Origin of the sequence: Stappia sp. ES.058 (assembly GCF_900105595.1) — a bacterium.
GTDB lineage: Bacteria > Pseudomonadota > Alphaproteobacteria > Rhizobiales > Stappiaceae > Stappia.
The window spans coordinates 3,224,425-3,249,626 of the sequence record NZ_LT629784.1; the positions used below are offsets into that span (position 1 = coordinate 3,224,425).

The window sequence follows — 25,202 nt, forward strand, 5'->3', positions numbered from 1 at the left end:
TCTTGCCCCGCTGCCGGGCCTCGCCTATGACTGGATCGACTTATCATATTCTGGCGGTTCCATGGTTGACATCACTGCAATTTTTCTCGCGGCGGGGCGCGGCGTGCGCATGGGTGAACGTGGACGCATGACGCCCAAGGGGCTGCTGTCGATCGGCCCGGCAAGCTTTGTCGAGGATGCGGTTGCCACCTTGCGGGCGCACGGCCTTTCGTCGATACGCATTGTCACCGGGCATCTGGCGGACCACTACAAGACACTTGCGCGCGAGCGGCTGCCCGACGCGGAACTGCGCCACAACCCCGATTTTGCCGACAAGGGATCCCTTCACAGTCTTCTTGTCGGCTTGAAGGGGGAAGCCGGGCCCTGCCTGTTGCTGGAATCCGACCTCGTCTTCGAGCCACGTGCGGTGGAAGCCGTGATCGCCGATCCGGCGCGCGCCTCCCTGCTGGTCTCGGGCCCGACCGGCGCCGGCGACGAGGTCTACGTCTGGGCGGACGATCGTGCGGGCAAGGCCTGCCTGAAGGACATGTCGAAAGACGCGGCGCGCTGGCCGACCCCTCATCACGGCGAGTTGGTCGGCCTGACCTATCTGACGGCCGACGCGGTGACGCGTCTCAACACGATCGGACCCGGCATGGTCGCGCAGGATCCGATGTCGGACTATGAAAGCGGGATCGTTGCGCTTGCCGGCACCGAACCCGTGATCTGCCCGAAGATCGACGATCTCGCCTGGGCCGAAGTCGACAACGAGACCATGCTGGCGCGCGCGGCGGAGCTCGTCTATCCACGCATCGCCGCGGCACGCAAAACCCACCCGCTAATGGGGACGTGACAGCGCCACCTGTGCGGCAAAAGTTCCAACCAGTGCGAAAACAAGGGCGATCCAGCTGCTGGTGAAGCCTGACAGGGCGCCAATTTCGCCCATCGCCCAGGACACCTTCGTAACCACGAGCGCGAAGTAGCCGCAAAGTGCCAGCCCCACGATCCGCGCCGGCGAAACGATCCGGCCGGATCCGGCAATCGGAGCCAGGCTGGCACCGAGCAGCGCATAGGCCCCCGGCAGGAAAAACGCCACGACACGCCGCCACAGGGCCGCGTCGACATCCGGCCCTTTCAGCGGATTGTCGTCTGCTGCTAGCCGCTCGAGGGGGGCTTGCGGAAGGTAGAACGCCGGGATCCCGAAATAGGTCAGCGTTTCCGGGAGCACGTCAAGGCGCACATCGAGCGTTGCGTAGCGTGAAATCAGATAAAGCGGATGCTCTGCATAGGCGTCCGGATCGGCTTCGCGATCCGGCTCTCCCCTCTCCCCGCCGGGTAGATTTGCCCACAGATCCACATCATGGAACCGCCAGAAGCCCGGCTGGCCGGACGGCTCGGCCTTGCGCGCAACAAGAACATCGCGCAGATCGCCGGACACAACGCCACGATAAAGCTCCACGTCGCGCAACTCCGGTTCGTCGGTACGCACGACCCTGGCCCTCAACACATTGCCATTGACCACCAGCCAGCGCTTGTCCGAAAGCGCCCCTTTGGAAAACCGCGCGCCATAAGCGCCAAGCTGAAGTTCGGCCTGGGCGAACACGGCGGACGGGCGCCACCAGCGCTCCAGCCCCCCCTGAAGCGCACCGCTCAGACAGGCGAAGGCGGCAACCACCAAAAGCGTCTGGCGGGGCGACCATCCCGCAGCCGCCATGATCGTCGTTTCCCGGTTGAACAGGCGGTAGAGTTCCGCGGCAAACAGCCCGATGAAGCAGGCCACGGGAAACAATCGGGTGACAATATCCACCGCCCGATACCCGAGATAAGCAGCGAGCAATGCGCTCCCGGAACGACCGAGATCATCGGCACGTGCAAGGACACCCTCAAGGGTCTGGGCGAGATCGATCGCCCAGGCGATGATCAGGAACATCAGCATGACAAGGCCGGTCACCTTCAGGTAAAGCGCAAGCGCGCGGCGCCCGGCAATGCCGAAAATCGCGGCACGCGACCTGACGATTTCCGGCCGCCCCTCCCCGCCTTGCGCTTGCGCTGCCTGCATGGTCATGCCCGTTCGTTCACCGGACGCAGCAGCGAGGCCGATCTCACGCCGATGACCGACGTCAGCACGAGCGCCAGACCGAGACCGATAGCCGCACCGAACGCGGCCATCGCGACAGGGCGGATCACGGCAATCTCGCCAAGCAGGGAACGCAGCCCGACATCGAGCACCAGCAGACCCGCACACGCGAGCGGCATGGCAAAATACCCGACAAGGCGGGCTGAGGCGAAGGAGCAGGCAAGCAGGGCAAGGAGCGGCGCGATAAATGCGGCGATGGCTCGTGCAAAGCGTTCGCCGGCAATCCGTCGCGCGGTCTGGCCAGTCTGGGTTTTTGCCGAGGCCGGATCAAGCGCCTCGAAAAAAGTCCATTCCTGTGCCACCGCGCCGCGCACCGCATGATGCAGGATGTTTGTCAGGCTGACGGGAATGGAAACATTTTCCACCTTCACCCGCGGGAGCACGGGCACGTCGTCCAGGTCCGTTCCACTGAGCGAGGACAGATTGGCGCCCCGTCCCCCGCGCAAAACGCTACCGGTCCGCGGCTTCGACCCGACGCGCACGAAGTCATAGGCAATCACGCGGCCCAGACCCAGGCTGTAGTTCCCTTCTGCATCGGGGCCGTCGAGCTGCCAGTTGCCCGCCTGGGTCACACGCCAGCTTCCCTCCTCGCCCGGCTGATGGACGAACAGGCTTTCATGTGGCGGAGCAACGGACGCATCGCTCAAGGCCGCAAAGGTCTTGCCGCGGATCGTCTCGATCAGCGTGCCCTCGCTCGGCTCGGTAATGCGGCGGAAGAGAAGATCGCTCTTCAAGGTGAAAATCACGGAGCGGGTGAGGTTCCTTGCAAGCGGATCGACAAAGCCGGACACTCCAAGGCTCGCCCCGAAAGCGCAAACGCCAAGCACCAGCGCGACCTTGAGCGGCAATGCAGGAGACACCCCCGCAGCCGAAAGAGCGACCATCTCGCGCTCCTCGCGCGCTGCGACAAACGCGAAATACCCTCCGATGACGCAAGCAAGGGCAAGGGCAAAGTCGAAGATTTCTGGAGTGGAAAGCAACAGGATCGACACGGCCGAAATGACGTCGCCGCCATTTCCTAGCACCTGCTCAAGAATGCCGGTGAGTTCTTCCGCCAGAAACACAACCTCGATGGTGGCCAGGACGATGGCGACCTTCGCGACCACCCGCATCATCAGCGATCGATTGGAGATCGACCAGCCGATCATCACACGCCACCAGACGGCGACCGCACCGCGGGGCCGCCGCCGCGTCGGCGTTGTTCGTGAATGCGTCGCGGCATCGCGCCAGTTTCCGTTTCGTGCTAGATCACCGGGCGAACCGGTTCGCCCGGACAATATTTCCACCCGCGTCGGCTGCCAAGTCCGTCACGCCGTGATTCCCTCACGTCATCATAGGCCGCAGCCCATGCGACGTCTTGCCCATATCCTTGCGCTTTCCTTCGGCGCCGGTCTGTCCCCGGTCTGGCCGGGAACCGTCGGCGCGGCTGTCGGGATCCTCTTCGCGGCGGCTCTCCTGCCGCTTGCGCCGGTGCTGCAGGCCGTGGTTCTGGCCGCCCTGCTCGCGCTCGGCATCTGGGCGTCGGCCATCGTCGCCGCCGACACCGGCGAGGAAGACCCCCAGATCGTTGTCATTGACGAGAGCTTCGGCGCAGCCGCAGTGGTGCTCGCGCTTCCCGCCGAACCGCTGTGGTGGATCGCGGGCTTCATCGCCTTTCGCGCCTTCGACATCCTCAAGCCCTGGCCGGTCAACTGGGTGCAGGACAGCGTGCCGGGGGGCGCCGGCATTATGCTGGACGACGCCGCCGCCTCGGTTTTCACGCTGATCGTTCTTTTGCCGATTGTTTACTTCATTCCCTCCCCGTGAGGTCAGCCGGAAAGGCTCGCGACCACGATGAGGGCGGGACCGGCAATCAGCCAGGCATCAACAATATCGAGTGCACCGCCCTGGCGCGGCAGAACCGCCGGATAGTCTTTGACGCCCGACGCCCGCTTCAACCGCGACCCGGCAAGGTCGCCGACCACGGCGGCCGCTGCGATGATCGCCGCAACCAGCAATGACGCGGCAAGGTTCCAGTCGAAGATCAAAGGCCCGACGAGACCGGCCGTCAGCGCGAGCATCGCCCCACCGGCGGCGAGCCCCTCGATCGTCTTGCGCGGGCTGAGCACCGGGAAAGCCGGCCGCCGGCCAAACAGCTTTCCGCCGAGCAGCGCATAGCTGTCGTAGGTCTCCACCAGCAAAAACGCGAGCAGCAACAGTCCGGAGTTTGCGCCATCACGTGCCGCCGCCACGAAAAAAACGAGCGGCACAGCGGGAAAGACCAGCACCTCCAGAGCGATTGCGAGAGGCTGATCCGGGTCTGACAAGCCGCGCCGGACCAAACTGGCGCCGGCCATCAGCACCGCCCCAACCCCGGCAAGGACCAGAAACGGTGCCTGCGCCGCCACGGTCCCGGCCAGCGCCAGCGCCACACCCGCAGCCAGAGGAAGCAGCCGGATCCGCAAGACGCTTCCTTGCCTTTCCCGAGCCGGAGCACGGCGCCGGAACGCCACTTGCGTCGCCTCGAAACCGACCCTGATCGCAAGGACGGCGAGCGCAAGGTCGAGGATCAGGCCGCCCCCGACAAAGGGCAGCACCGCAACGGCAACGATAACGACTTCCGTTGCAAAAACCGGCCAGATCTGCCGTGACTTTTCAGCGGTCGCGGGGATCACACTGGCAAGAGCCAAGGCAAGTCCGCCCAGCGCCAGCCCGGCGGCCACTGTCATTGCAACCGGCATCATCGGGACGGGGGTCAGAAAAAACGTTGATACGGTCATTCAGCGGTCGTGCTTTCTCGCGATCCGCGTCTGATAGTATCGCAGCAGCGGCGAGAGGAGACTGTGACCATGCGCGAGCAGGCGCATCTGCGCGCCCGGTGCGACCAGAAAACGTCGGCGGCTTGCGCCTGTGACGATCTGCGCGGCAACCCTGTCCGCCGACCACAGCCCCCCCCCGGCTGTGATTTCCTTGGTCGCGGCCGGCTTGCTGCGGCTTTCCTCGACAAGCTGGGGCGTATCGGTGTCCGGCGGATAGGCAAGAGTTACGTGAATGCCAAGCGGCGCAAGCTCGACCCGCAGTACCTCGGCCAGCCCGCGCATCGCGAATTTCGACGGCGCATAGGCGCCGTATCCGTAGATTCCGAAAAAGGCGGCTCCCGACGAGACAAAGACCAGATGGCCATGTCCGGTTGCGGCCATCACGGGCGCGATCGCATGCGCGACATGCAGCGCACCGAAATAATTGGTGCGCATCTGGTCCAGGTGATCGCCAAGAGGCTGCTCGACAAACCGGCCGGGGCGCGCGATACCCGCATTGAGCACGACCCACAATGGCGGCCCCATCTCCGCCACAAGCGCATCCAGGGAATGGGAAACAGACCCTGCATCCCCGACATCAGTGGGATAGCAGTTCACCTGCGCGTCCCGAGCCTGCTCAAGAACGAGCCGGCGTGTCTCCTCCAGATTGTCGATCCCGCGCGCCAGAAGCGCAAGGTCGAAGCCGTCGCGCGCAAGCCGTATCGCGAGAGCCCGCCCGATCCCGCTGCTGCCCCCGGTGATCAGCGCCACGGGCCGGCGCGGTTGCTGCGTCCTGCCCGCGGCACCCATGGCCTCAAGCCTCCGTTTCGCCCGCGAAAGCCAGAAGACGGGCATAGCCTTCCGCGTCCTCGAACTGCACCGGCGGATGCTTGAACACGAAAGCGCTTGCATCCTCCACCGGACCGGAAAGCCCCTTGTCCCGCGCGATTGCCGCGCAACGGATGGCGATCAGCGCCATGGCCGCGGCATTCGGTGAATCCTCGACCTCCAGACGCATTTCCACATGCGTGCGCACGCCGCCGAACAACCGTCCCTCCAACCGGACATAGGCGACCTTGCGGTCCTCCAGCCAGGGCACGTAATCCGACGGGCCGATGCGGATCTCGTTTTCCGACAGCCGCGAATTCATCGCCGTCTGCACCGCCTCGGTCTTCGATTCCCGCTTCATGGTGAGGCGGTCCATGTCCATCATGTTGAGGAAGTCGGTGTTGCCGCCGACATTCAACTGATAGGTCTTGTCGACCTTCACGCCGCGCATGTCGGCGAGACGCGCCAGCGCGCGATGCGTGATCGTGGCGCCGAACTGTGCCTTGAAGTCGTCGCCGACGATCGGAAGGCCGGCATTGCGAAAGCGCGCCGCCCATGCAGGGTCGGAGGCAATGAAGACCGGGATGCCGTTGACAAAGGCACAGCCGGCTTCAAGCGCGCATTCGGCATAAAACTCTGTCGCCTCGATGGAACCGACCGGCAGGAAATTGATCATCACCTCGGCGCGCGCCGCGCGCAGAGCCTGGACCACGCCGCCCTTGTCGAGGGCCGGCTCCGGCGAGACCACGAAACTGCGATCCGGGGCCTGATTGCGCATGAAGGATGAAACGCCGTCCAGATCGGGACCGCGCATCACCGGCGCGGTCATGCCATCCAAGTCCTTGTGAAAGATCTCCGTACAATTGGGCAGGGCAATCGCCGCCTCGCCGACGGTGCGACCGACCTTGCGCGCATCGACGTCAAACGCCGCGACAATCTCCACATCTTCCGGGCGATAACCGCCAAGGGTCGGAAACGCGACGCCAATCGCCTCATCGCCCAAAGCCCGGCAATAGGCGACACCTTGAACCAGCGAACTGGCACAATTGCCAGCTCCAACGATCGCGGTGCGGATCGGCTTGGCGGAAAAACCTGTCATGATCTGTGTCTTAACCCCTGCGCATCGTCCGATGCGGCAGACTGCGCCGGCACCGGCAGTTCTTGTGTTGTCACGCCGTTCCCTTGCGCGACGAGCCGAAGTGCATTGATCCGAACCGATCCGGCCGGATCGTACGGCACGTGCAGCGTTACTCTATCTGAATGCGTTCCACCAGCGCCTTACCGGTGGCGCTTTCGCGGCCCATCACGAGCACCTCGCGCACGCGCGGCACAAGCCCGTCCTCATTGACATCGACATAGCCGTAAAGCGGCTGGAACACGCGGCCGCCGGCAGTCGCGGTGACTTCCGCGCGCCCCGGTTCCACCAGCTTGAGCGTCGCCTTTCGGTCGGCGTAGGAAACCACGTAGAGCTTGAAGACATTCGGGTCGTCGGTCGCCTGGGCACGAATGCCGAAGGCGAAATTGTCCTCGATCATCTTCAACGGCTTGCGCTCGCCCGTCGTATTGAACCGTCGCCAGTAGGCGACCACGGGTTCGTCCGGGTCGAGCGTGCCGTCGTCCAGGAAATTCGCGGCATAGACGATGGTATTGGAATTGGTCGAGCGCTGAAGGTAGAACAGCATTCCCGGCTCGTCGGGCTCGGGAAAATCGGGCCGCACGACCGGAATGTCGTCATGGATCTCGACACTGGATCCCCGCACGCTTTGCTCGCTGCCCGGACGAAGGCGCGTGCCCTCCTGGGCCGCAGGACCCGGCCCCGCTGCAAAATGGCTACCTGCAACGAAAAAGGCGCCAAGCACTGCGATCACGCACCACCGTGTGCCGCCGCGCTGTGCCATCGGCGTCGCTCCCTTTCGCTTTTCGACACATGCAGACATGGACTCTTGCACCGCTGAACGGGGCGCTCAGGTGCCCGCAATCGCCGGGCGCGGCTCCGTATCGGCTTCCTCGAAGCCCGCCACGATTTCGGCGATGAGCCCGATGGCCCTTTCCATCTCGGCCTTCGTGTGTTCGGCGGAAATGAAGAAACGAATACGAGGAAGATCCTTGGGAACGCCAACCTGAACGATCGGAGGCGCATAGATCCCGGCATCAAGGAGGGTCTGCGATACGATCATCGTCTGCTCGGGGGTCGCAAAGAGAATGGGCACCACCCCACAACCGATCGCATCACCCGTGTTCAGTCCGCAGGCAAGCGCATGATCCCGAAAGAACTCGGAGTTGGCATGCAGCCGCTCAACCCGTTGCGGATTTGCCTTTAGATGGGTCAGCGCACCCTGTGCGGCTCCGAGTGTGGCCGGCGAGAGCCCGACGCTGTAAACGAAACCGGGCAGACAGAACCGAAGCCAGTCGATGACGGATTTTTCAGCACAGACGAACCCCCCGGAGGAAACAAAGGATTTCGACAAGGTGCCCACCCCCAGCTCGATACGTCTGGGGTCGATCCCGAAATGCTCGCACAACCCACGGCCAGTCTTGCCGAGCACACCATAGGAATGCGCCTCGTCAACGAGGAGCCAGGCGTCATGCTTTTCCTTCATGTCGACAAGCCGGGGCAGGTCGGGGATGTCCCCGTCCATCGAGTAGAGGCCCTCGACCACGACCAGCACATTCCGGTAGTCACCGCGACCGTCTTCAAGCTGGCGCTCCAGATCGTCCAGATTGTTGTGTTCGAACGTCCGGTACTCGTAGCGACCGTTCTTGGCACCCACGAAAATAGAGTTGTGGGCAAGCTCGTCGATCAGCACCAGATCGCGCGGCCCCATCAGAAAGTTGATGAGAGAGACATTGACCAGATAACCGCTGACGAGCGTCATGGCATCGCCAACGCCAAGGAACTCCGCCATCTCGGATTCGAACGCGCGATGGCCACTGCGCTCGCCGCCAACCAGCCGGGAAGCGCCCACGCCACTTCCAAGACGGTGCAGTTCCGCGCTCGAGGTTTCGATGACATCCGGGTGTTGACTGATACCGAGGTAGTCGTAATGCGCGAAACTGACAAAGGGGATGCCATTGCTTTCGCAGATTTCCTTCTGCCGGTCGACGGGCAGAAAATATGGATTGTGACGTTCGATGATCGCCTTTCCGGCCAAGCGAAAGCGACGCTCGGCAACCACGGAAAAACTTGGCCGATCAGGCTTCATTTCATTTCCCCCGACACCCGATCAACTGTCGATAGCCAGCCGGGCCCTGTCAAATTGCTGTCTCGCAAACCACCGCCGCACGATCCGCAAATTCACCAACCACAACAACGACCCCGGCTCGACATCCCTTCTGCGAGACGCTTGCGCCATACCGGTCATTTGCCGAAGTCCAAATCTCAGGCGACCCCGCCAAGGCTTCTTATCATTGTCGATAAGACGGATTTCGCTAAATAACCGAAAGCACCCGGTGTGTCGAGTAAGCCGGCCAAGCGACGTCGGGACGCACCTCGCTCACGCGACGCCTTGTCACCCCCGAAGAGTTGTTCGTCTCCGGTATGTGCGGGTGCTGGTACCCGTCGATTGCTGCGATCAGTCGCCGGAATGCCAGCCGTGTCGTGCACCTCTACATATAAGGAATTATCACAAGGATTTCCCTTGCCCGCGCCGGCATTGGCACAGGCCGGGTGCGGGTGCCAATCACCTCGAAGACCGAGGTCAGAATGCCCGGCGCCGCTTGGCATGTGCAGTGCCCATGCTCCACGTCGGCATATCATCGCGGGGAAACCGGTCAGGAGATCACTTTCTGTTTCATTTCTGACACAACCGCCTCCGCAACCCGCAGAAATGCCTCGATGGTGAGGAAATCGACTGCCCCGATGACACCCACCCGAAAGCTGCCGATGCCGGTCATCTTGCCGGCATAGATCGCATACCCGCCAAGGCGCAGTGCCTCGTAGAAGGACTTGAAGCAAAACCAGGCGTCGTCAGGTTCGACGAACGAGGCAATCACCGGCGCCTGCCGCGAAGAATCGAGGACAGGCTGGAACCCCAGACGGCCCATGCCGGCGAGCAGCGTGGCAAGGTTTTGCGAGTAGCGCGCGAGGCGCGCGGCCGGGCCACCTTCTTCCTCCAGTTCGGCAAGCGCCTCATCGAGCGCCGCAATCACATGCGTGGGCGGCGTGAAGCGCCACTGTCCGCCGTTCGCGAGCGCGTCCGCCTGTGCCTGAAGATCGAGGACCACGGATGGCGAGGCTCCACGCGCAGCCTCAAGCATGTCCTTGCGGCACACGACGAACCCGAGACCGGGCACGCCCTGCAGGCACTTGTTGGATGAAGCCGCCATGGCGGCCAGTTCCAGCGCATGCATGTCGAGGGGAAGGGCACCAAACCCGCTCATGCTGTCGACCAACAACTGACGCCCTTCGGCACGCACGCACCGCGCGATCTCCGACAACGGATTGAGAAGTCCGGACGTCGTCTCGCAATGAACCATGGCGACGAACCCGATCTGCGGATCAAGGCGAAGCCGGCGTGCAACCTCGAGGGGATCGTGCGTATCGGTTTCCGGCACCTCGTAGATTTCATGGGCGCGACCGCTCTTGCCGCAGATAGCGGCCATGCGATGGCCGTAGGCGCCATTCACCAACAAAAGAACGCGGTCACCGGCACCAACGAATGTCGTCAGCATGGCCTCGACCGCGAACGTGCCGCTGCCTTGCAAGGGCACGCAGACATGATCCTCCGCCGTGCCCCCGGCAAGCGCGCGAATGCGCTCGAACACACTTTGCGACAGTTCGACGAACGCGGGGTCCCGCGATCCCCAGTCCCGCATCATCGCGGCTTTCACGCGGGCACTGGTGGTGAGTGGCCCGGGCGTCAACAGCACCGGCATGTCGCGGATCTCCGGTTGTCCGACGGTTGCCCGAGCCGCTGGCAGCTCGCCGGTCATGCCGAGGGGCCCGCAAGATAGGCGCGAAAGCGGCGCGCAACGTCACGCGGAGCGACCGTCGGGCGGCCAAGCCCTTCCACGGAATCTGTCGACACCTTCACATGCAGGAGACGTGGTCCCGGCGTCGCGAGTGCCGCCTCGACGGCCTCTTTCATCGCATCAATGCCGCACACACGGGCCGCAAAGCGGTACCCACATGCGGCCGCAACCCCGGCGAAATCGACGTTCGGCGACACGGTCGCCTGGCCGCCCGTCGACAGGTGACACCCATTGTCCAGAATGACATGTGTGAGATTGCCGGGGCCCTGCGCGCCGATGGTGGCCATGTTGCCAAGTTTCATCAGCGCTGCGCCATCGCCATCAAGAACCACGATCTCGCGCTCGCAGTTCAAGGCAGCGCCAAGACCGATCGCACTGGCACCGCCCATCGAGCCGACGCAGTAGAGGTTGCGCGGGTCATCGCCAAGCGTGAAAAGCTCGCGACCGGTATGCCCCGTCGTTGCGATGATGGCCGCACCCTCCGGCAATCGTGAGGCAAGGGTTTCGACCGTGTCGATGCGCCGGGCCGATGGCACATCGACCCCGAAGTCAAGAATCTCGGCGCGCGGCCCGGCCTTCACCGGCAGGTCCTGCAAGGGGCCGGATGATGCGACAGCCCCCTTGGGCTGAACCAGCGCGACGGGCTGGCCGGTCTCACCCATCAAACGGGTGGCTTCGGCGAGACAGGGCTCAACCTCGTCCGCCTGTCCAGGAAAGTCGAGACGCCGCGCGCCGACGAGATCAAGCAGCGACTGGGTGATCTGCCCCATCATTTCGTGTTGCGGCTCGTCCTTGAGGCCCGGCTCCCCGCGCCAGGTCACCACCATCAGGGACGGGATCTCGAACGGATGATTGAGCGAGGTGATCGGATTGACCGCGTTGCCCAATCCGGAATTCTGGAACATCACCGCCGTCTCCCGCCCTGCCAGCCAGGCGCCGGCGGCTATTGCCACAGCCTCGCCCTCACTGGTCGCGCCGACATAGCAGGTGCGCGCGTCGGATATCGCCGCATTCATCAGCGGGGTCAGGAAGCTGCAGGGCACTCCGGTGAAGAAGTCGATCCCCTGGCGCCTGGCGGCATCGAGAAACTGTGTGGCTTCGATCATCTTGCGCTCACACCGCATCCCGCGCCTGAGCGAGATCCATCACGTCGTTTACGTTGCCCCAGTAACCGCGCACATAGACGACCCCGATCGATTCGCCCTCGTCGGCCAGCCGCGTCAACACTGCGCCGAGATCGGCGGTATCGAGCACACCGTCGCGCTCCAACGCGGCAAGCGTCTCGCGGATCTTGCGCACGCCCTCGGCATTGGCGCGCATGAGGCCGATGAAGGTGCCGTTGCAATCGTCCGCGTTCTCGACGAAACGCGTCAGAAAGACAGCCTCCCCCGTCACGTCGAGATCATCGCCAAACGGTTGCGAACAGGCGACCGCATCCCGTGTCGCGCCATCGTGCGCCGCGAGGTCCGGCTCCGGATCGACAAGCAGCACGATATCCGCCGCCGCGTCTTCCAGAAGTGTCAAAAAGAACGGACGATAGAGGATATCACCATAGGAAATGATCGTGTCGCCCTCGCTCTGCGTCAGCGCGAGTGCGAGCGAGCAGGCCTCGCCGGTGCTTTCGAAAGTCGGGTTCAGCACCTTGCGAATGCCCGGGGTTGTCACCGCGTCCTCACGATAGCCAACGACCACGGCGACGTCGGACACGCCATGCCGGCCAAGCGCCTCCACCTGACGCCCCAGAAGCGACTGGCCGCGCACGGAGACCATGCACTTCGGGCGTTCCGCCGTCAGATCGCCCAGTCCCTTGCCTCTTGTCGCAGCCAGAATCACGGCCCTCGCCGGATCGGTTGCCGAGAGATAGCGCTTCTCCGCCTGTTCCAGTTCCTGCGCCCCAGCAAGCGCGAACACATCGCCCAGCGGCGCGACGGCGTCCTCGACCTCCAGCAGCGATTCCTGCGACCGCAATTTGCCGCAAGTCTCGCGCATCGCCTGGATCGAGCTTCTGAGATTGTGGTTTGCCCAGATCACCATCGCCACATCGGCATCGCGGAAACGCTCGGTCGGCGTGCGATAGTATTTTGTCGGGATAACGACAACCGGGACCCGGTTTTCCCATTGCCGGCAGAAGTCGAGGATCTCATCCGCCGTGCTTTTCTTTGAATGAATGACGATCGCATCGGCACCCGCATCGACATAGGCATGGGCACGGGCAAGCGCCTCATTGACGCCCCGACCCGCGATCAGCGCCTCGACACGGGCAACGATGGAAAAATCCGGATCGGTCTGCGTGTCCTTGCCGGCCTTGATCTTGCCGCAGAACTCGTCGACGTCCGCCAGCGGCTGGTTTTCGCCCAGGAAGGAGTTGGTCTTGGGAAAGATCTTGTCCTCGATGCACACACCCGCGATACCGCGCTCGCACAGCTTGCGCACGAAGCGGCGGAAATTGTTGAAATTTCCGTAGCCCGTATCGCCGTCGACCAGGATCGGCAACGTCGAGGCGTCGGACATGTATTCCAGCATGTCGAGAACCTGGGTCCAGGACAGCTCATTGTTGTCGCGCACGCCAAGCGTCGCGGACATCGACAGGCCGGACGCCCAGATCCCCTCAAACCCCGCCTCTTCGACGATGCGTGCCGACAGCCCGTTGTGCGCCTCCATCAAAAAGGCGAGGTCGGGACGGGTCAGCAGGTGTCGAAGACGGGTGAATTTCGACGCCTGTGTGGGCAACCGGTCGGGGGAGCCATCGAAATGCAAGGTCGGTCCTCTCGTATGCTCGAAGCAGTGCCGCAATCGGCATCGCGCCATTGGTAGCCAACACGGCGGCGAAAGGAAAGGCGGCTCACCACACAACAGCGCGCGCGACGGATGCATCGGCTGCGGATCGTGGACATCCAGACGTCGCGGGTCGCAAGGTGATCCAGATCCCTTGGGCCGGCGCATTCGCGCGATATTCGGCCGAGGGCTGCGACCTCAAACGCGGAACGTATAGTCGCCGGATGAATCCCTTTCCACATCGGGCGGGTAGGCCGCGTGCTTGTCGGCATAATAGGCGGCAAGATGATCGCCTTCGGACGCACGATTGTAGGTCGCGAAATACAGCCTGCGCTGCTCCCGCGAGCGATTGACGCTTGAACGGTGCGGACAGAAACTGTCGATCAGGACGACATCGCCGGGTTCGGTTTCCACCGGCACGAACGTCATCGTCTTCATGTCCTCGTCGCTCAGCGGTTCCCACTCGCGGAACATGCCGTCGCGATGATGGCCGGCAGCGAATTCGACGCATCCGTTTTCCTGCGTCGCGGCGTCGATCGACACCATGATCGATACGAACCGGCTGGCATAATTCCACCAGCCCGCCTGCTGGTCCTGATGCGGCGTGAAACCGGCTCCGCCCGGACGCTTGAAGTTCAGTTTTTCCTTGAAAAGCACGGCAGGCTCCCCGAGCGCTGCGGCAGCATACTCCGTCAACGCCCGGCCAAGCGCGGAAAACACCGGGGAATGGCGCTCGAGAAACTCCATCCGGCTGATGATACGCCGTTCTTCGGGATCCGTGAGCGTTTCGCCGTAGACCCAGTGCTGGCCGGGCCGTTCAGGAAGCGCTTCCAGCCGCTGGATTTCCCGCCCGACCGCAGCCAGGTCGGTCGGCGCAAACGCCTGTTTGACGAGCACGAAACCGTCCCTTGCATAGCTTCGGGTTTCGTCTTCCGTGATGGCGCGGGTGGTGAACGTCGATGCCGGCGCAAGGGATGAGACGGTGTGACGGCCCTCATCTGTCATCTTGCTGTCTCCTCTCGCCTTCTGCCCGACCGCGACGGATCTGGTCGGAATCAGGCTGGGGCGGCACCACATGCCGCAGTCCGGGCGGCAAATGCCGCAACGTCATTTCTACCGAACTCTCAAAGGAAAGGAAAGAATGCGCGGCCATTGTCTCCGCGCACCTTGTCGCTCGCAAACAGGACCACGCAAACGGAAACGCCGCCCGGCGTCGTGAACGCGAACCGGACGGCGCCCTCGAGAGCAACAAAGACGAAGGGCCGCACGCGACGGCCCGGGTGCGTCAGGCGTTGACGTCGACCACGACGCGACCGCGCACTTCGCCCTTGAGAATCGCCCGCCCCAGATCCGGCAACTCGCCAAGCGTTGCCGGCTGGACCATCTCGGCGAGCTTGTCCATCGGCAGATCCTTTGCAATGCGCGACCAGGCCCGCACCCGGTCCTCATAGGGCCGCATGACGGAATCGATGCCGAGCAGATTGACGCCGCGCAGCAGGAACGGAATGACCGTCGCGGGAAGGCCGGCCCCGCCGGCAAGACCGACCGCGGAAACGCTCGCGCCGTATTTCATCTGACCGAGAACGCGCGCCAGCATGGCCCCGCCGACCGCATCGACGCAGCCCGCCCAGGTTTCCGCCTCGAGCGGGCGCTTTACCGTCTCGTTGATATCCGCGCGCGCGACGATGCTGCTGGCGCCCAGCCCCTTGAGATAGTCTTCCGTTTCCGGACGCCCGGTAACGGCCGCAACCTCGTGTCCGAGCTTGGCCAGAATGGCGGTCGCCACCGAGCCGACGCCGCCGGCAGCACCCGTGACGAGCACCGGACCGTTGCCGGGCGTCAGTCCGTGATCCTCAAGCGCCATCACCGCAAGCATTGCCGTGAAGCCGGCCGTGCCGACGGCCATCGCATCGCGGGTGGACAGGCCCTCGGGCAGCGGCACGAGCCAGTCGGCTTTCACGCGGGCTTTCTGCGCATAACCGCCCCACCAGGCCTCGCCGACGCGCCAGCCGGTGAGCACGACCTTGTCGCCCGGCTTGTAGCGCGCGTCGTCGGAGGCTTCCACGGTGCCTGCGAAATCGATCCCCGGCACATGCGGATAGTTGCGCACCAGTCCGCCGCCGGAGCCGAGGCACAGACCGTCCTTGTAGTTCACGGTGGAATACTCCACCGCGACGGTGACATCGCCCTCAGGCAACCGGCTCTCATCGATGGACTGGATGCCGGCGGAGGTCGATCCGTCCTCGGCCTTTTCGACGATCAAAGCGTTGAAGCCCATGCCGTTTCTCCTTTGATGTCCCGTTTGCGGACCGCATCCGGGCGACCGCATTGCGCTGCTTGGCTCATTCAGTGGTAAAGCCGCGCGGACAGGATGAAAAGCCGTCGACGGCATCTTGGCGGAAAATGCGGCCTTGCGCGGGCCGCGCAGGATCGTACAACCAACTGACGGGAGAGGAGACCGCGCCGGGATGCAGGACAGGGTCGAGGCGTTCATCGCCAAATGGCAAGGCCAGGAGGGCGGCCAGGAGCGGGCAAACTACGCCATGTTCCTCACCGAACTGTGCGATGTCATCGGCGTCCCCCACCCGGACAACGCCGGCGCGACCCATTCCGCAAACGACTATGTGTTCGAGCGCACGGTTCAGGAAACGGCCCGCGACGGCAGGGTCTCAAGCAGGCGCATCGATCTCTACAAGCGCGACAATTTCGTGCTGGAGGCCAAGCAAAGCCGCTAGTCCGGCGACAAGCAGATGGGCGAGGCGCCGCCCTTGCCGGGCGTCGACGCTCCGCTTCGCGGCCGGCGCTCGGGCGCCAACCGGTCCTGGGACGCGCTGATGATCAACGCCTACAAGCAGGCGGAAAATTACGTTCGCCTGCTGCCGGCCGGCCATGAGCCGCCGCCCTTCGTGCTGGTGTGCGACGTCGGTCACTGCATCGAGGTCTATGCGAACTTCCGCCGCGACGGAAAGGCCTACGACCAGTTTCCGGACCGGCGCGCCTTTCGCATTTACCTGGAGGATCTGCGCGACGCGGACATCCGCGCCCGGCTTCTCGCCATCTGGACGGACCCGATGGCGCTCGACCCCGCGCGCCATGCCGCCAAGGTCACGCGCGAGATCGCAATGCGCATCGCCAAGGTCAGCCAGGCGCTGGAACGCGACGGACACCCGGCGGAGGAGGTCGCGATGTTCCTGATGCGCGTGCTCTTCACCATGTTTGCGGAAGATGTCGACCTTCTGCCCAAGAGCAGCTTTCAGGATCTGCTGAAGGACTGTCTCGACACTCCCGAGATCTTCCCCGCGATGATGGAAGAGCTGTGGACGGCGATGGACAAGGGGACGTTTGCCGCCGGCATCAAGCACAAGGTGAAGCGGTTCAACGGTCACTTCTTCGAAAACCGCCGCGCGCTGAAACTCGCGCGCGAGGAAATCGGCGAACTCGTCGCCGCCGCCGCCCACGACTGGAAGGACGTGGAGCCGGCGATCTTCGGCACCTTCCTGGAGCAGGCGCTCGATCCGGGCGAGCGGCGCAAGCTCGGCGCGCATTACACCCCACGCGCCTATGTCGAACGGCTGGTGATCGCCACCGTGATCGATCCCTTGCAGGACGAATGGAACGAAAGCCTCGCCACCATCGAGCGGCTGCGCGCGGAAAACCGCGACACGGACGCCATCGCGATCGCGCAAGGTTTCCACGACAAGCTGTGCGAGACGCTGGTGCTCGACCCGGCCTGCGGCACGGGCAATTTTCTCTACGTCGCGCTCGAACTGATGAAGAAGCTGGAAGGCAAGGTGCTGGAAACCATCGCCGATCTCGGCGGGCAGGAAGCGCTGGCGCTCGACCGGCACACGGTCGACCCGCACCAGTTCCTGGGGCTGGAGGTGAACCCGCGCGCAGCCGCCATCGCCGAGCTGGTGCTGTGGATCGGCCATCTGCAATGGCATTTCAGAAATCGCGGCGTCGCCCCGACCGAGCCGATCCTGCGCAAGTTCGACAATATCAGGCATATGGACGCGGTGCTCGCGTGGGACGGCCAGCCGCTGCCCAAGATCGTCGACGGCAAGGAGGTGCTGCCCAACCCGCGCCGGCCCGACTGGCCCAGGGCCGATTATATCGTCGGCAACCCGCCCTTCGTCGGCGGCAAGGACATTCGCGCGCGCATGGGCACCCCTTATGCGCAAGCGCTCTGGGCGGCGCACAAGCACATGAACGAAAGCGCGGATTTCGTCATGTACTGGTGGGACCGGGCCGGCGAAATCCTGTTGAAACCCAAGACAAGGCTGAAGCGCTTCGGCTTCGTCACCACCAATTCGATCTCCCAGGTGTTCCAGCGCCGGGCGATGCTGCGCCATCTCAGTGCCAAAAAGCCGCTGTCGCTTGTCATGGCGATCCCCGACCACCCCTGGACCAAGGCAACAAGGGACAGCGCCGCCGTGCGCATCGCCATGACGGTGGCGCAGGCCGGCAGCCACGAGGGGCGCCTGCGCGAGGTCGTGCATGAGGCGGGTCTCGACACCGACAGCCCGGCGATCCTGTTTCGCGACAGCCGCGGGATCATCCATTCCGACCTGACCGTGGGCGTGGATGTGTCCTCGGTAATCCATCTCAAGGCGAATGAGGGCCTGTCGTCACGCGGCATGGCACTGCACGGTTCGGGTTTCATCGTCACGCCGCAGGAGGCGGCGCATCTCGGCCTCGGCCGCCGGTCGGGGCTCGACACCCATATCCGCGCCTATCGCAACGGCCGCGATCTCACCAGCCGGCCACGCGGCGCAATGGTGATCGACCTGTTCGGCTTGAGCGCGGACGATGTGCGCACGCGGTTTCCCGAGGTCTACCAGCATTTGCAAACCACGGTGAAAGTTGCCCGCGACAAGCACGTGGCAGATGCAACGAACCCGACCAAGGACGCACTATCCTATGCCCGGAATTGGTGGGTGTTTGGCAAACCGCGCAGCGAACTGCGCCCCGCCCTCGCCAGTCTGCCCCGCTATATCGCCACCGTCGAGACCGCGAAACACCGGGTGTTCCAGTTTCTCGATGCGGAAATCCTGCCGGATAATCGATTAGTGTGTTTTGGCTTGGAACAAGGGTACTCGCTTGGGGTCCTATCTTCGAAGACACATGTGGCTTGGGTTCTCGCGACCGGCGGAACGCTCGAAGACCGCCCGATCTATACAAAGTCAAACTGCTTCGATCCCTTCCCCTTCCCGGACGCGACGCTGGAGCAGCGCGCGGAGGTCGGCGCAATCGCCGAGGAGCTGGACGCGCATCGCAAGAAAGTGCTCGACGCGCATCCCCATCTGACGCTCACCGGGCTCTACAACGTGCTGGAGCGGCTGAATGCGGGCGCATCGCCTGACGACCTCACCGACAAGGAACGGACGATCCACGACGACGGGCTGGTGCAGATCCTCAAGGAACTGCACGACCGGCTCGACGTGGCCGTCGCGAGCGCCTACGGCTGGCCGGCGGACCTGGGCGAAGAGGAGATCCTCGCCCGCCTCGTCGCGCTCAACAAGGAGCGGTCCAAGGAAGAAGCGCGCGGTCATGTGCGCTGGCTGCGCCCGGACTACCAGATCCCGCGTTTCGGTTCGGACAAGGAAAAGGCGGAGCAACTGGAGGCCGATTTCGGCGAGGCGGTGGTGCCGCTCGCGAAGGGGCCGAAGCCCGGCTTCCCGCGCGCCGAGCGCGACCAGACGCCCGCTGTGCTCAACCGTCTGATCGAGGCCGACGGCCCGCTCGACGCCGCCGCCATCGCCGCCTCCTTCAAGCAGGGGCGCAGGTGCCTGCCCGCCGTGACCGCCGTGCTCGCCGCGCTTCATCGCCTCGGCCTCGTCTCCAGCGACGACGGCAAGCGCTTCAGCTTCCGTCAGGCGGCGTGACCGGCCGCCCTCGGCAGGAGCCGCAGGAATGACCTTGCCACCGCAAGTCATTGGACGGCGGCGCGGCTGAGGTCTAAGACCACGGACACGCTCGTTCATTCCAAACGGTGAGAGACTTCATGACCGCCCCCCTGTCGCATCTGCGCGTCCTCGATCTGTCCCGCGTTCTCGCCGGCCCCTGGTCGACCCAGACGCTCGCCGACATGGGCGCGGAGGTGATCAAGATCGAGCGGCCCGGCACCGGCGACGACACCCGTGGCTGGGGCCCTCCCTTCGTCGATGACGGCCCCGCCGCCGGCGAAAGCGCCTATTTCATGGCCGCCAACCGGGGCAAGAAGTCGGTCGCGGTCGATATTTCGACCGAAGCCGGACGGGCGCTCGTCGTCGAACTGGCGAGAAAGTCCGACATTCTCGTGGAAAACTACAAGGTCGGGGGCTTGAAGAAATACGGCCTCGACTATGCAAGCCTTGCCGAGATCAACCCTTCGCTCATCTACTGCTCGATCACCGGCTTCGGCCAGACCGGTCCCTACGCCCAGCGCGCCGGTTACGACTTCATGATCCAGGGCATGGGCGGGCTGATGTCGGTCACCGGCGAGCGCGACGACCTGCCGGGCGGCGGGCCGCAGAAGGCCGGCGTGGCGCTCTCCGATATCCTCACCGGGCTGAACGCCACCATCGCCATTCTCGGCGCGCTCGCCCACCGCGAGCGCAGCGGCGAGGGCCAGCATCTCGACATCGCGCTGTTCGACGTGCAGGTCGCCTCGCTCGCCAACCAGGCGCTCAGCTACCTCGTGTCCGGCACGGCGCCCGTACGCATGGGCAACGCCCACACGGCCATCGTGCCCTATCAGGCCTTCGAAACGGCGGACGGTCACATCATCCTCGCGGTGGGCAACGACGGCCAGTTCGTGCGTTTCTGCGAGGTGGCGGGCCGGCCGGAGCTTCCCGCCGACCCACGGTTCACGCTCAACCGCGACCGGGTGAAGAACCGGGAGACCCTTGTCCCGGTCATCGCCGACATCATCAGGGCGCGCACCACCCGCGCGTGGATCGAGGTTCTGGAGGCGGCCGCCGTGCCCTGCGGCCCGATCAACACCATCGCGGAGGTCTTCGAGGAGCCGCAGGCCAAGGCGCGCGGACTGCTGAACCCCGCCCTGCAACACGCCAGCGGCGGCACGGTGCCGGGCGTCGCGAGCCCGTTGCGGTTTTCCAAGACCCCGGTCGACGACACCGTCGCGCCGCCCGTGCTCGGACAGCACACCCGCGAGATTCTGGCCGGCGTTCTGGGTCTCGACGAGGACGCGATCGGCACCCTCCTGGCGGACGGCACCGTGGAGTCCACGTGACGCCCGGCTTTGCCGAAATGCAAAATATTTGTGCAGCTCTATTGAGTGCCGCTTAAATTTGCAACGCGAACAACCGCGCGATCCGTAGCGTCAGATTCGCAAAGAACCTTCATGAAAACAAATCCCTGACTGTCAAAGCCCGGCGCAAACCGCGCATGGCACGGTTCTTGATTTCTCCTCAATCGTCTCTTCCTCCCAGGGAGACGCGACAGAGGGGAAAAACAATGACAGTCAAACACACGAAATCCTTGGCCGGCTACGCGCTCGCCGCGATGCTCGCATCCACCGCCTTCACCGGCGCACAGGCGCAGGAAGAGACCATCAAGGTCGGCATCCTGCATTCGCTGTCCGGCACCATGGCGATCTCCGAGACGACGCTCAAGGACGCCATGCTGATGCTCATCGAGGAGCAGAACAAGAAGGGCGGCCTGCTCGGCAAAAAGCTCGAGGCAGTCGTTGTCGACCCTGCGTCCGACTGGCCGCTGTTCGCCGAAAAGGCGCGCGAGCTGATCGAGGTCAACGGCGTCTCCGCCGTCTTCGGCTGCTGGACGTCCGTGTCGCGCAAGTCCGTGCTTCCGGTCTTCGAGGAACTGAACAGCCTGCTGTTCTACCCCGTGCAGTATGAAGGCGAGGAAAGCCAGCGCAACGTCTTCTATACGGGCGCGGCCCCCAACCAGCAGGCCATTCCCGCCGTCGACTATCTGATGAACGAGGAAGGCGTGGAGCGCTGGGTGCTCGCCGGCACCGACTATGTCTACCCGCGCACGACCAACAAGATCCTCGAGGCCTACCTGAAGTCCAAGGGTGTCGCGGCCGAGGACATCATGATCAATTACACGCCGTTCGGGCACTCCGACTGGCAGACGATCGTGTCCGACATCAAGACCTTCGGATCGGCCGGAAAGAAGACCGCCGTCGTCTCGACGATCAACGGCGACGCCAACGTGCCCTTCTACAAGGAACTGGGCAACGCCGGCATCAGGGCGGAAGACATTCCCGTCGTCGCCTTCTCGGTCGGCGAGGAGGAACTTGCCGGTCTCGACACCGGCCCGCTGGTCGGTCACCTCGCCGCCTGGAATTACTTCCAGTCCGTCGACACCGAGGTAAACTTCGACTTCATCGATACCTGGCGCGCCTACACCGGCGATGACACCCGCGTGAGCAACGATCCGATGGAAGCGCATTTCATCGGCTTCAACATGTGGGTCGAGGCGGTCGAGAAGGCCGGCACCACCGATCCCGACGCGGTGATCGATTCCATCGTCGGCGTGACGGTGCCCAATCTCACCGGCGGATATTCCGCGATGATGCCGAACCACCACATCACCAAGCCCGTGCTGATCGGCGAGATCCAGGACGACGGCCAGTTCGAGACCGTCTGGGAAACCTCCGGCCTCGTCGTCGGCGATGCCTGGTCGGATTATCTGGAAGGGTCCAAGGACCTGATCGCGGACTGGCGCGCACCGATGTCTTGCGGAAACTTCAACACCGCCACCGGAAAATGCGGCGGCTCGGGCAGCTAGGCCCGGCCCTCGCATCCAGAGGGGAGGGAGGCGGGCAATGTATCCGCCTCCCCCATCTCTTCGCCGCGTCGGCGGGCGCGCCCAGCCCGCACACCCTTCGACTTTCCGATCGGGACCTTGTCCACCATGCCCATCCGCCCGCGACGCGATTTTGCCGCCCTGAGGGCTCTCGCCATCTGTCTGGCGCTTGCGTTTCTGACGGCCCTCTCGGCCGGCACCGCTCGGGCCCAGACCGCCGATGAATTGCTGAGCGCGCAGTTGAACGCGCTCGCGTCCGGCGGGTTCGACGAGACCCAGCAACAAGTCAATGCGCTCGCGACGACCGGCGATCCGCGGGCCGCTCCGGCACTCGAGGCGCTGGCCGAGGGCGATCTCTACTTTCGCCGCGCCGATAACGTCGTCTTCATCGTACGCAAGGAAGGTCGGGACTACGCGCTGACCGATCCGATCACGCTGGAAGAGGCCGGCACGGCCGGGCGTCGCGAGGTGAAGAAGATCCGCGTCAACAACCGGTTGCGCCGCGTGATCCGCACCGCGCTCGGCACGTTGACGCTCAGAGCGCCCGATCCGGCCGCCCGGCTCGAAGCCGCGGACGCGATCTTCAAGGCGCAGGACGTCGACAGCATCGAACCGCTGGACGCCGCCCTTGAAGCCGAAACCGACGAAACCGTCGCCCGCCACATGCGCCAGGCCCGCGCCGCGGCTGTGCTTGCCTCCGACCGTCCGACACCGGACAAGCTGGACGCGATCGCCACCGTTGCCGCGCGCGGCGACCGCGACGCCCGTTCGCTTCTCACCTCGATCTCCGACGGACCCGACACCGCGCTGCATGAGGCGGCCAATGCGGCGATCGCCAAGGTGGAACGCGTTCAGGGTCTTTGGGACATGGCCCGCAACATCTGGTTCGGCCTGTCGCTCGGCTCCGTGCTGCTGCTTGCCGCCATCGGCCTGGCGATCACCTTCGGCGTGATGGGCGTGATCAACATGGCGCATGGCGAAATGGTCATGCTCGGCGCCTACACCACCTTCGTGGTCCAGAGCCTGTTTCGCACCGCCGCGCCCGAGTATTTCGACTATTCGCTGATCGTCGCGCTGCCGGCGGCCTTCCTCGTCGCGGGGCTCGTCGGCATCGCCATCGAGCGCGGCATCATCCGCTTCCTGCACGACCGGCCGCTGGAAACCCTGCTTGCGACCTGGGGCGTTTCGCTGATCCTGCAACAGACCGTGCGCACCATCTTCGGCCCGACCAACCAGGAGGTCGGCAATCCGGCCTTCATGTCCGGCGCGATGGAGATCGGCCAGTTGACCATCACCTACAACCGGCTGTGGATCGTCGTCTTCGCGCTTGTTGTCTTTACCGCGCTGCTGGTGGCGATGAAGGCGACCCGCTTCGGGCTCTATGTGCGCGCCGTGACGCAGAACCGGCGCATGTCCGCCTCCATGGGCATCCGCACGCCGCTGGTCGATGCCCTCACCTTCGGCCTCGGTTCGGGGATCGCCGGCATTGCCGGGGTCGCGCTGTCCCAGATCGACAACGTCTCGCCGAACCTCGGCCAGTCCTACATCATTGACAGCTTCATGGTGGTGGTGTTCGGCGGGGTCGGCAATCTCTGGGGCACGCTGCTCGGCGCCTTCACGCTCGGCATCGCCAACAAGTTCCTGGAACCCTTTGCCGGCGCGGTGCTCGCCAAGATCCTGGTGCTCGTCTTCATCATTCTCTTCATCCAGAAGCGCCCGCGCGGCCTCTTCGCGCTCAAGGGCCGGGCGGTGGACGCATGACCCAGACACAGACCCGGAGTTCCCCGCAATGACGCTCCGTTTTCTCTCCGGCGGCCTGACCGGCGGACGCCTCGTCATGCTGGCGCTCCTGATTGCGGCCGCGATCCTCATCCCGGTGCTGAACCTGGCACTGCCCGAAAGCCACCCGCTGCATGTGCCGACCTATGCCGTCACGCTCATGGGCAAGTATCTCACCTACGCGCTGCTCGCGCTGGCACTCGATCTGGTCTGGGGCTATTGCGGCATTCTCTCGCTCGGCCATGCCGCCTTCTTCGCGCTCGGCGGATATGCCATGGGCATGTACCTGATGCGCCAGATCGGCTCGCGCGGCGTCTATGGCGATCCCGTCCTGCCGGATTTCATGGTGTTCCTGAACTGGGACGAACTGCCCTGGTACTGGTACGGCTTCGACATGTTCCCTTTCGCCATGCTGGTCGCTCTGGTGGCGCCGGCAATCCTTGCCTTCGTCTTCGGCTGGTTCGCCTTCCGCTCGCGGGTGACCGGCGTCTATCTCTCCATCATCACCCAGGCGATGACCTATGCGCTGCTTCTCGCGTTCTTCCGCAACGACATGGGCTTTGGCGGCAACAACGGACTGACGGACTTCAAGGACATTCTCGGCTTCGACATCCAGTCGGACGCCACGCGCGCCGGGCTCTTCGCGGCGTCCGCGCTGGCGCTCGCGGCCGGCCTCGTTCTCGCGGTCGCCATCACCGCCTCCAAGCTCGGCAAGGTGCTGATCGCCGTGCGCGACGCGGAAAGCCGCATCCGCTTTCTCGGCTACCGGGTCGAGCACTACAAGCTCTTCGTCTGGACGATTTCGGCGATGATGGCCGGACTTGCCGGTGCGCTTTACGTGCCGCAGGTCGGCATCATCAATCCGGGCGAATTCGCGCCCGCCAATTCGATTGAAGCCGTGATCTGGGTCGCGGTCGGCGGACGCGGCACGCTGGTCGGGCCGATCATCGGCGCGGTGCTGGTGAATTTCGCGAAGAGCTGGTTCACCGCCGCCCTTCCCGAATTCTGGCTGTTCGCGCTCGGAGGGCTCTTCGTCTTCGTCACGCTGTTTCTGCCAACCGGCATCGTCGGTCTGACGCGCTCGGCCGCGCGGAGACTGCGCAGCGCCCGCAAACCGAAAGCGGCCTCCTCCGGCGCGACGGAATTGCCCGAGCCGCGCGGCCAGGCGGCGGAGTAGAGCC

20 protein-coding genes and 1 pseudogene are annotated in these 25,202 nt (G+C 64.4%); 9 read left to right on the forward strand and 12 right to left on the reverse strand.

Features of this window, described 5'->3' with window-relative positions; all coding sequences use genetic code 11:
• Nucleotides 1-61 precede the first annotated feature (61 nt).
• Nucleotides 62-832: a phosphocholine cytidylyltransferase family protein gene (locus BLU32_RS14990; protein ID WP_093808256.1), complete on the forward strand. Its 771-nt coding sequence runs from the start codon at nucleotides 62-64 to the stop codon at nucleotides 830-832.
• Here BLU32_RS14990 and BLU32_RS14995 read toward each other — a convergent pair.
• Nucleotides 818-2,044 (reverse strand): LptF/LptG family permease, encoded by a 1,227-nt coding sequence (locus BLU32_RS14995; RefSeq protein ID WP_093808258.1) that lies wholly within the window; start codon nucleotides 2,042-2,044, stop codon nucleotides 818-820. The genes BLU32_RS14990 and BLU32_RS14995 overlap by 15 nt on opposite strands.
• Complete coding sequence (locus tag BLU32_RS15000) at nucleotides 2,041-3,264, reverse strand: LptF/LptG family permease (RefSeq protein WP_093808260.1); 1,224 nt, start codon at nucleotides 3,262-3,264, stop codon at nucleotides 2,041-2,043. The genes BLU32_RS14995 and BLU32_RS15000 overlap by 4 nt, the downstream gene beginning before the upstream one ends.
• A gap of 199 nt (nucleotides 3,265-3,463) precedes the next feature.
• Here BLU32_RS15000 and BLU32_RS21860 point away from each other — a divergent pair, with 199 nt between their 5' ends.
• Nucleotides 3,464-3,922 (forward strand): phosphatidylglycerophosphatase A, encoded by a 459-nt coding sequence (locus BLU32_RS21860; protein WP_157727700.1) that lies wholly within the window; start codon nucleotides 3,464-3,466, stop codon nucleotides 3,920-3,922.
• A gap of 2 nt (nucleotides 3,923-3,924) precedes the next feature.
• On the opposite strand, the gene BLU32_RS15010 is transcribed toward BLU32_RS21860, so the two are convergent.
• From BLU32_RS15010 to BLU32_RS15030, 5 genes are all read right to left on the reverse strand, one after another.
• Nucleotides 3,925-4,875: a phosphatidate cytidylyltransferase gene (locus BLU32_RS15010; protein WP_093808262.1), complete on the reverse strand. Its 951-nt coding sequence runs from the start codon at nucleotides 4,873-4,875 to the stop codon at nucleotides 3,925-3,927.
• Nucleotides 4,876-5,703, reverse strand: coding sequence for an SDR family oxidoreductase (locus BLU32_RS15015; protein WP_157727701.1), 828 nt, complete (start codon nucleotides 5,701-5,703; stop codon nucleotides 4,876-4,878).
• Between the two features lie 4 nt (nucleotides 5,704-5,707).
• Complete coding sequence (locus BLU32_RS15020; RefSeq protein WP_093808266.1) at nucleotides 5,708-6,820, reverse strand: inositol-3-phosphate synthase; 1,113 nt, start codon at nucleotides 6,818-6,820, stop codon at nucleotides 5,708-5,710.
• Nucleotides 6,821-6,968: 148 nt separating this feature from the next.
• Nucleotides 6,969-7,619, reverse strand: coding sequence for a DUF4833 domain-containing protein (locus BLU32_RS15025; protein WP_157727702.1), 651 nt, complete (start codon nucleotides 7,617-7,619; stop codon nucleotides 6,969-6,971).
• Between the two features lie 66 nt (nucleotides 7,620-7,685).
• Entirely contained in the window at nucleotides 7,686-8,750 is a 1,065-nt protein-coding gene (locus tag BLU32_RS15030) for an aminotransferase class I/II-fold pyridoxal phosphate-dependent enzyme (protein WP_244501872.1), read from the reverse strand.
• Between BLU32_RS15030 and BLU32_RS22360 the strand changes: the two genes are divergently transcribed.
• The gene (locus BLU32_RS22360; RefSeq protein ID WP_244501891.1) at nucleotides 8,646-9,158 is read left to right on the forward strand and encodes a hypothetical protein; all 513 of its coding nucleotides are present in this window, start codon (nucleotides 8,646-8,648) and stop codon (nucleotides 9,156-9,158) included. The two genes, BLU32_RS15030 and BLU32_RS22360, sit on opposite strands and share 105 nt — an antisense overlap.
• A gap of 334 nt (nucleotides 9,159-9,492) precedes the next feature.
• On the opposite strand, the gene BLU32_RS15035 is transcribed toward BLU32_RS22360, so the two are convergent.
• The 5 genes from BLU32_RS15035 to acuI form a co-directional block, all read right to left on the reverse strand.
• Nucleotides 9,493-10,653: a 2-aminoethylphosphonate--pyruvate transaminase gene (locus BLU32_RS15035; RefSeq protein ID WP_093808272.1), complete on the reverse strand. Its 1,161-nt coding sequence runs from the start codon at nucleotides 10,651-10,653 to the stop codon at nucleotides 9,493-9,495.
• Entirely contained in the window at nucleotides 10,650-11,798 is a 1,149-nt protein-coding gene (gene aepY, locus BLU32_RS15040) for a phosphonopyruvate decarboxylase (protein WP_093811103.1), read from the reverse strand. Before aepY ends, BLU32_RS15035 begins: the two co-directional genes overlap by 4 nt.
• Before the next feature lie 7 nt (nucleotides 11,799-11,805).
• Nucleotides 11,806-13,449, reverse strand: coding sequence for a phosphoenolpyruvate mutase (aepX, locus tag BLU32_RS15045; protein WP_197673617.1), 1,644 nt, complete (start codon nucleotides 13,447-13,449; stop codon nucleotides 11,806-11,808).
• A gap of 216 nt (nucleotides 13,450-13,665) precedes the next feature.
• On the reverse strand, nucleotides 13,666-14,472 hold the full coding sequence (locus tag BLU32_RS15050) for a phytanoyl-CoA dioxygenase family protein (RefSeq protein ID WP_157727703.1): 807 nt from the start codon (nucleotides 14,470-14,472) through the stop codon (nucleotides 13,666-13,668).
• A gap of 280 nt (nucleotides 14,473-14,752) precedes the next feature.
• On the reverse strand, nucleotides 14,753-15,745 hold the full coding sequence (gene acuI, locus BLU32_RS15055; RefSeq protein ID WP_093808278.1) for an acryloyl-CoA reductase: 993 nt from the start codon (nucleotides 15,743-15,745) through the stop codon (nucleotides 14,753-14,755).
• Nucleotides 15,746-15,935: 190 nt separating this feature from the next.
• Between acuI and BLU32_RS22585 the strand changes: the two are divergent.
• From BLU32_RS22585 to urtC, 6 genes and pseudogenes are all read left to right on the forward strand, one after another.
• Nucleotides 15,936-16,616: pseudogene (locus BLU32_RS22585) on the forward strand (type IIL restriction-modification enzyme MmeI); the annotation flags it as partial.
• A gap of 36 nt (nucleotides 16,617-16,652) precedes the next feature.
• Nucleotides 16,653-19,352 carry a class I SAM-dependent DNA methyltransferase gene (locus tag BLU32_RS15060; protein ID WP_371326974.1) on the forward strand — a complete coding sequence of 900 codons (2,700 nt, stop codon included), beginning with the start codon at nucleotides 16,653-16,655 and terminating at the stop codon, nucleotides 19,350-19,352.
• A 119-nt stretch (nucleotides 19,353-19,471) separates the two neighbouring features.
• Nucleotides 19,472-20,701 carry a CaiB/BaiF CoA-transferase family protein gene (locus BLU32_RS15065; protein WP_093808280.1) on the forward strand — a complete coding sequence of 410 codons (1,230 nt, stop codon included), beginning with the start codon at nucleotides 19,472-19,474 and terminating at the stop codon, nucleotides 20,699-20,701.
• Nucleotides 20,702-20,925: 224 nt separating this feature from the next.
• Complete coding sequence (gene urtA / locus BLU32_RS15070) at nucleotides 20,926-22,224, forward strand: urea ABC transporter substrate-binding protein (protein ID WP_093808282.1); 1,299 nt, start codon at nucleotides 20,926-20,928, stop codon at nucleotides 22,222-22,224.
• Nucleotides 22,225-22,350: 126 nt separating this feature from the next.
• Nucleotides 22,351-24,003 carry an urea ABC transporter permease subunit UrtB gene (gene urtB / locus BLU32_RS15075; protein ID WP_093808284.1) on the forward strand — a complete coding sequence of 551 codons (1,653 nt, stop codon included), beginning with the start codon at nucleotides 22,351-22,353 and terminating at the stop codon, nucleotides 24,001-24,003.
• Nucleotides 24,004-24,031: 28 nt separating this feature from the next.
• A complete protein-coding gene (gene urtC / locus BLU32_RS15080; RefSeq protein ID WP_093808286.1) occupies nucleotides 24,032-25,198 on the forward strand; it encodes an urea ABC transporter permease subunit UrtC in 1,167 nt (388 codons plus the stop codon).
• Nucleotides 25,199-25,202: the final 4 nt, after the last annotated feature.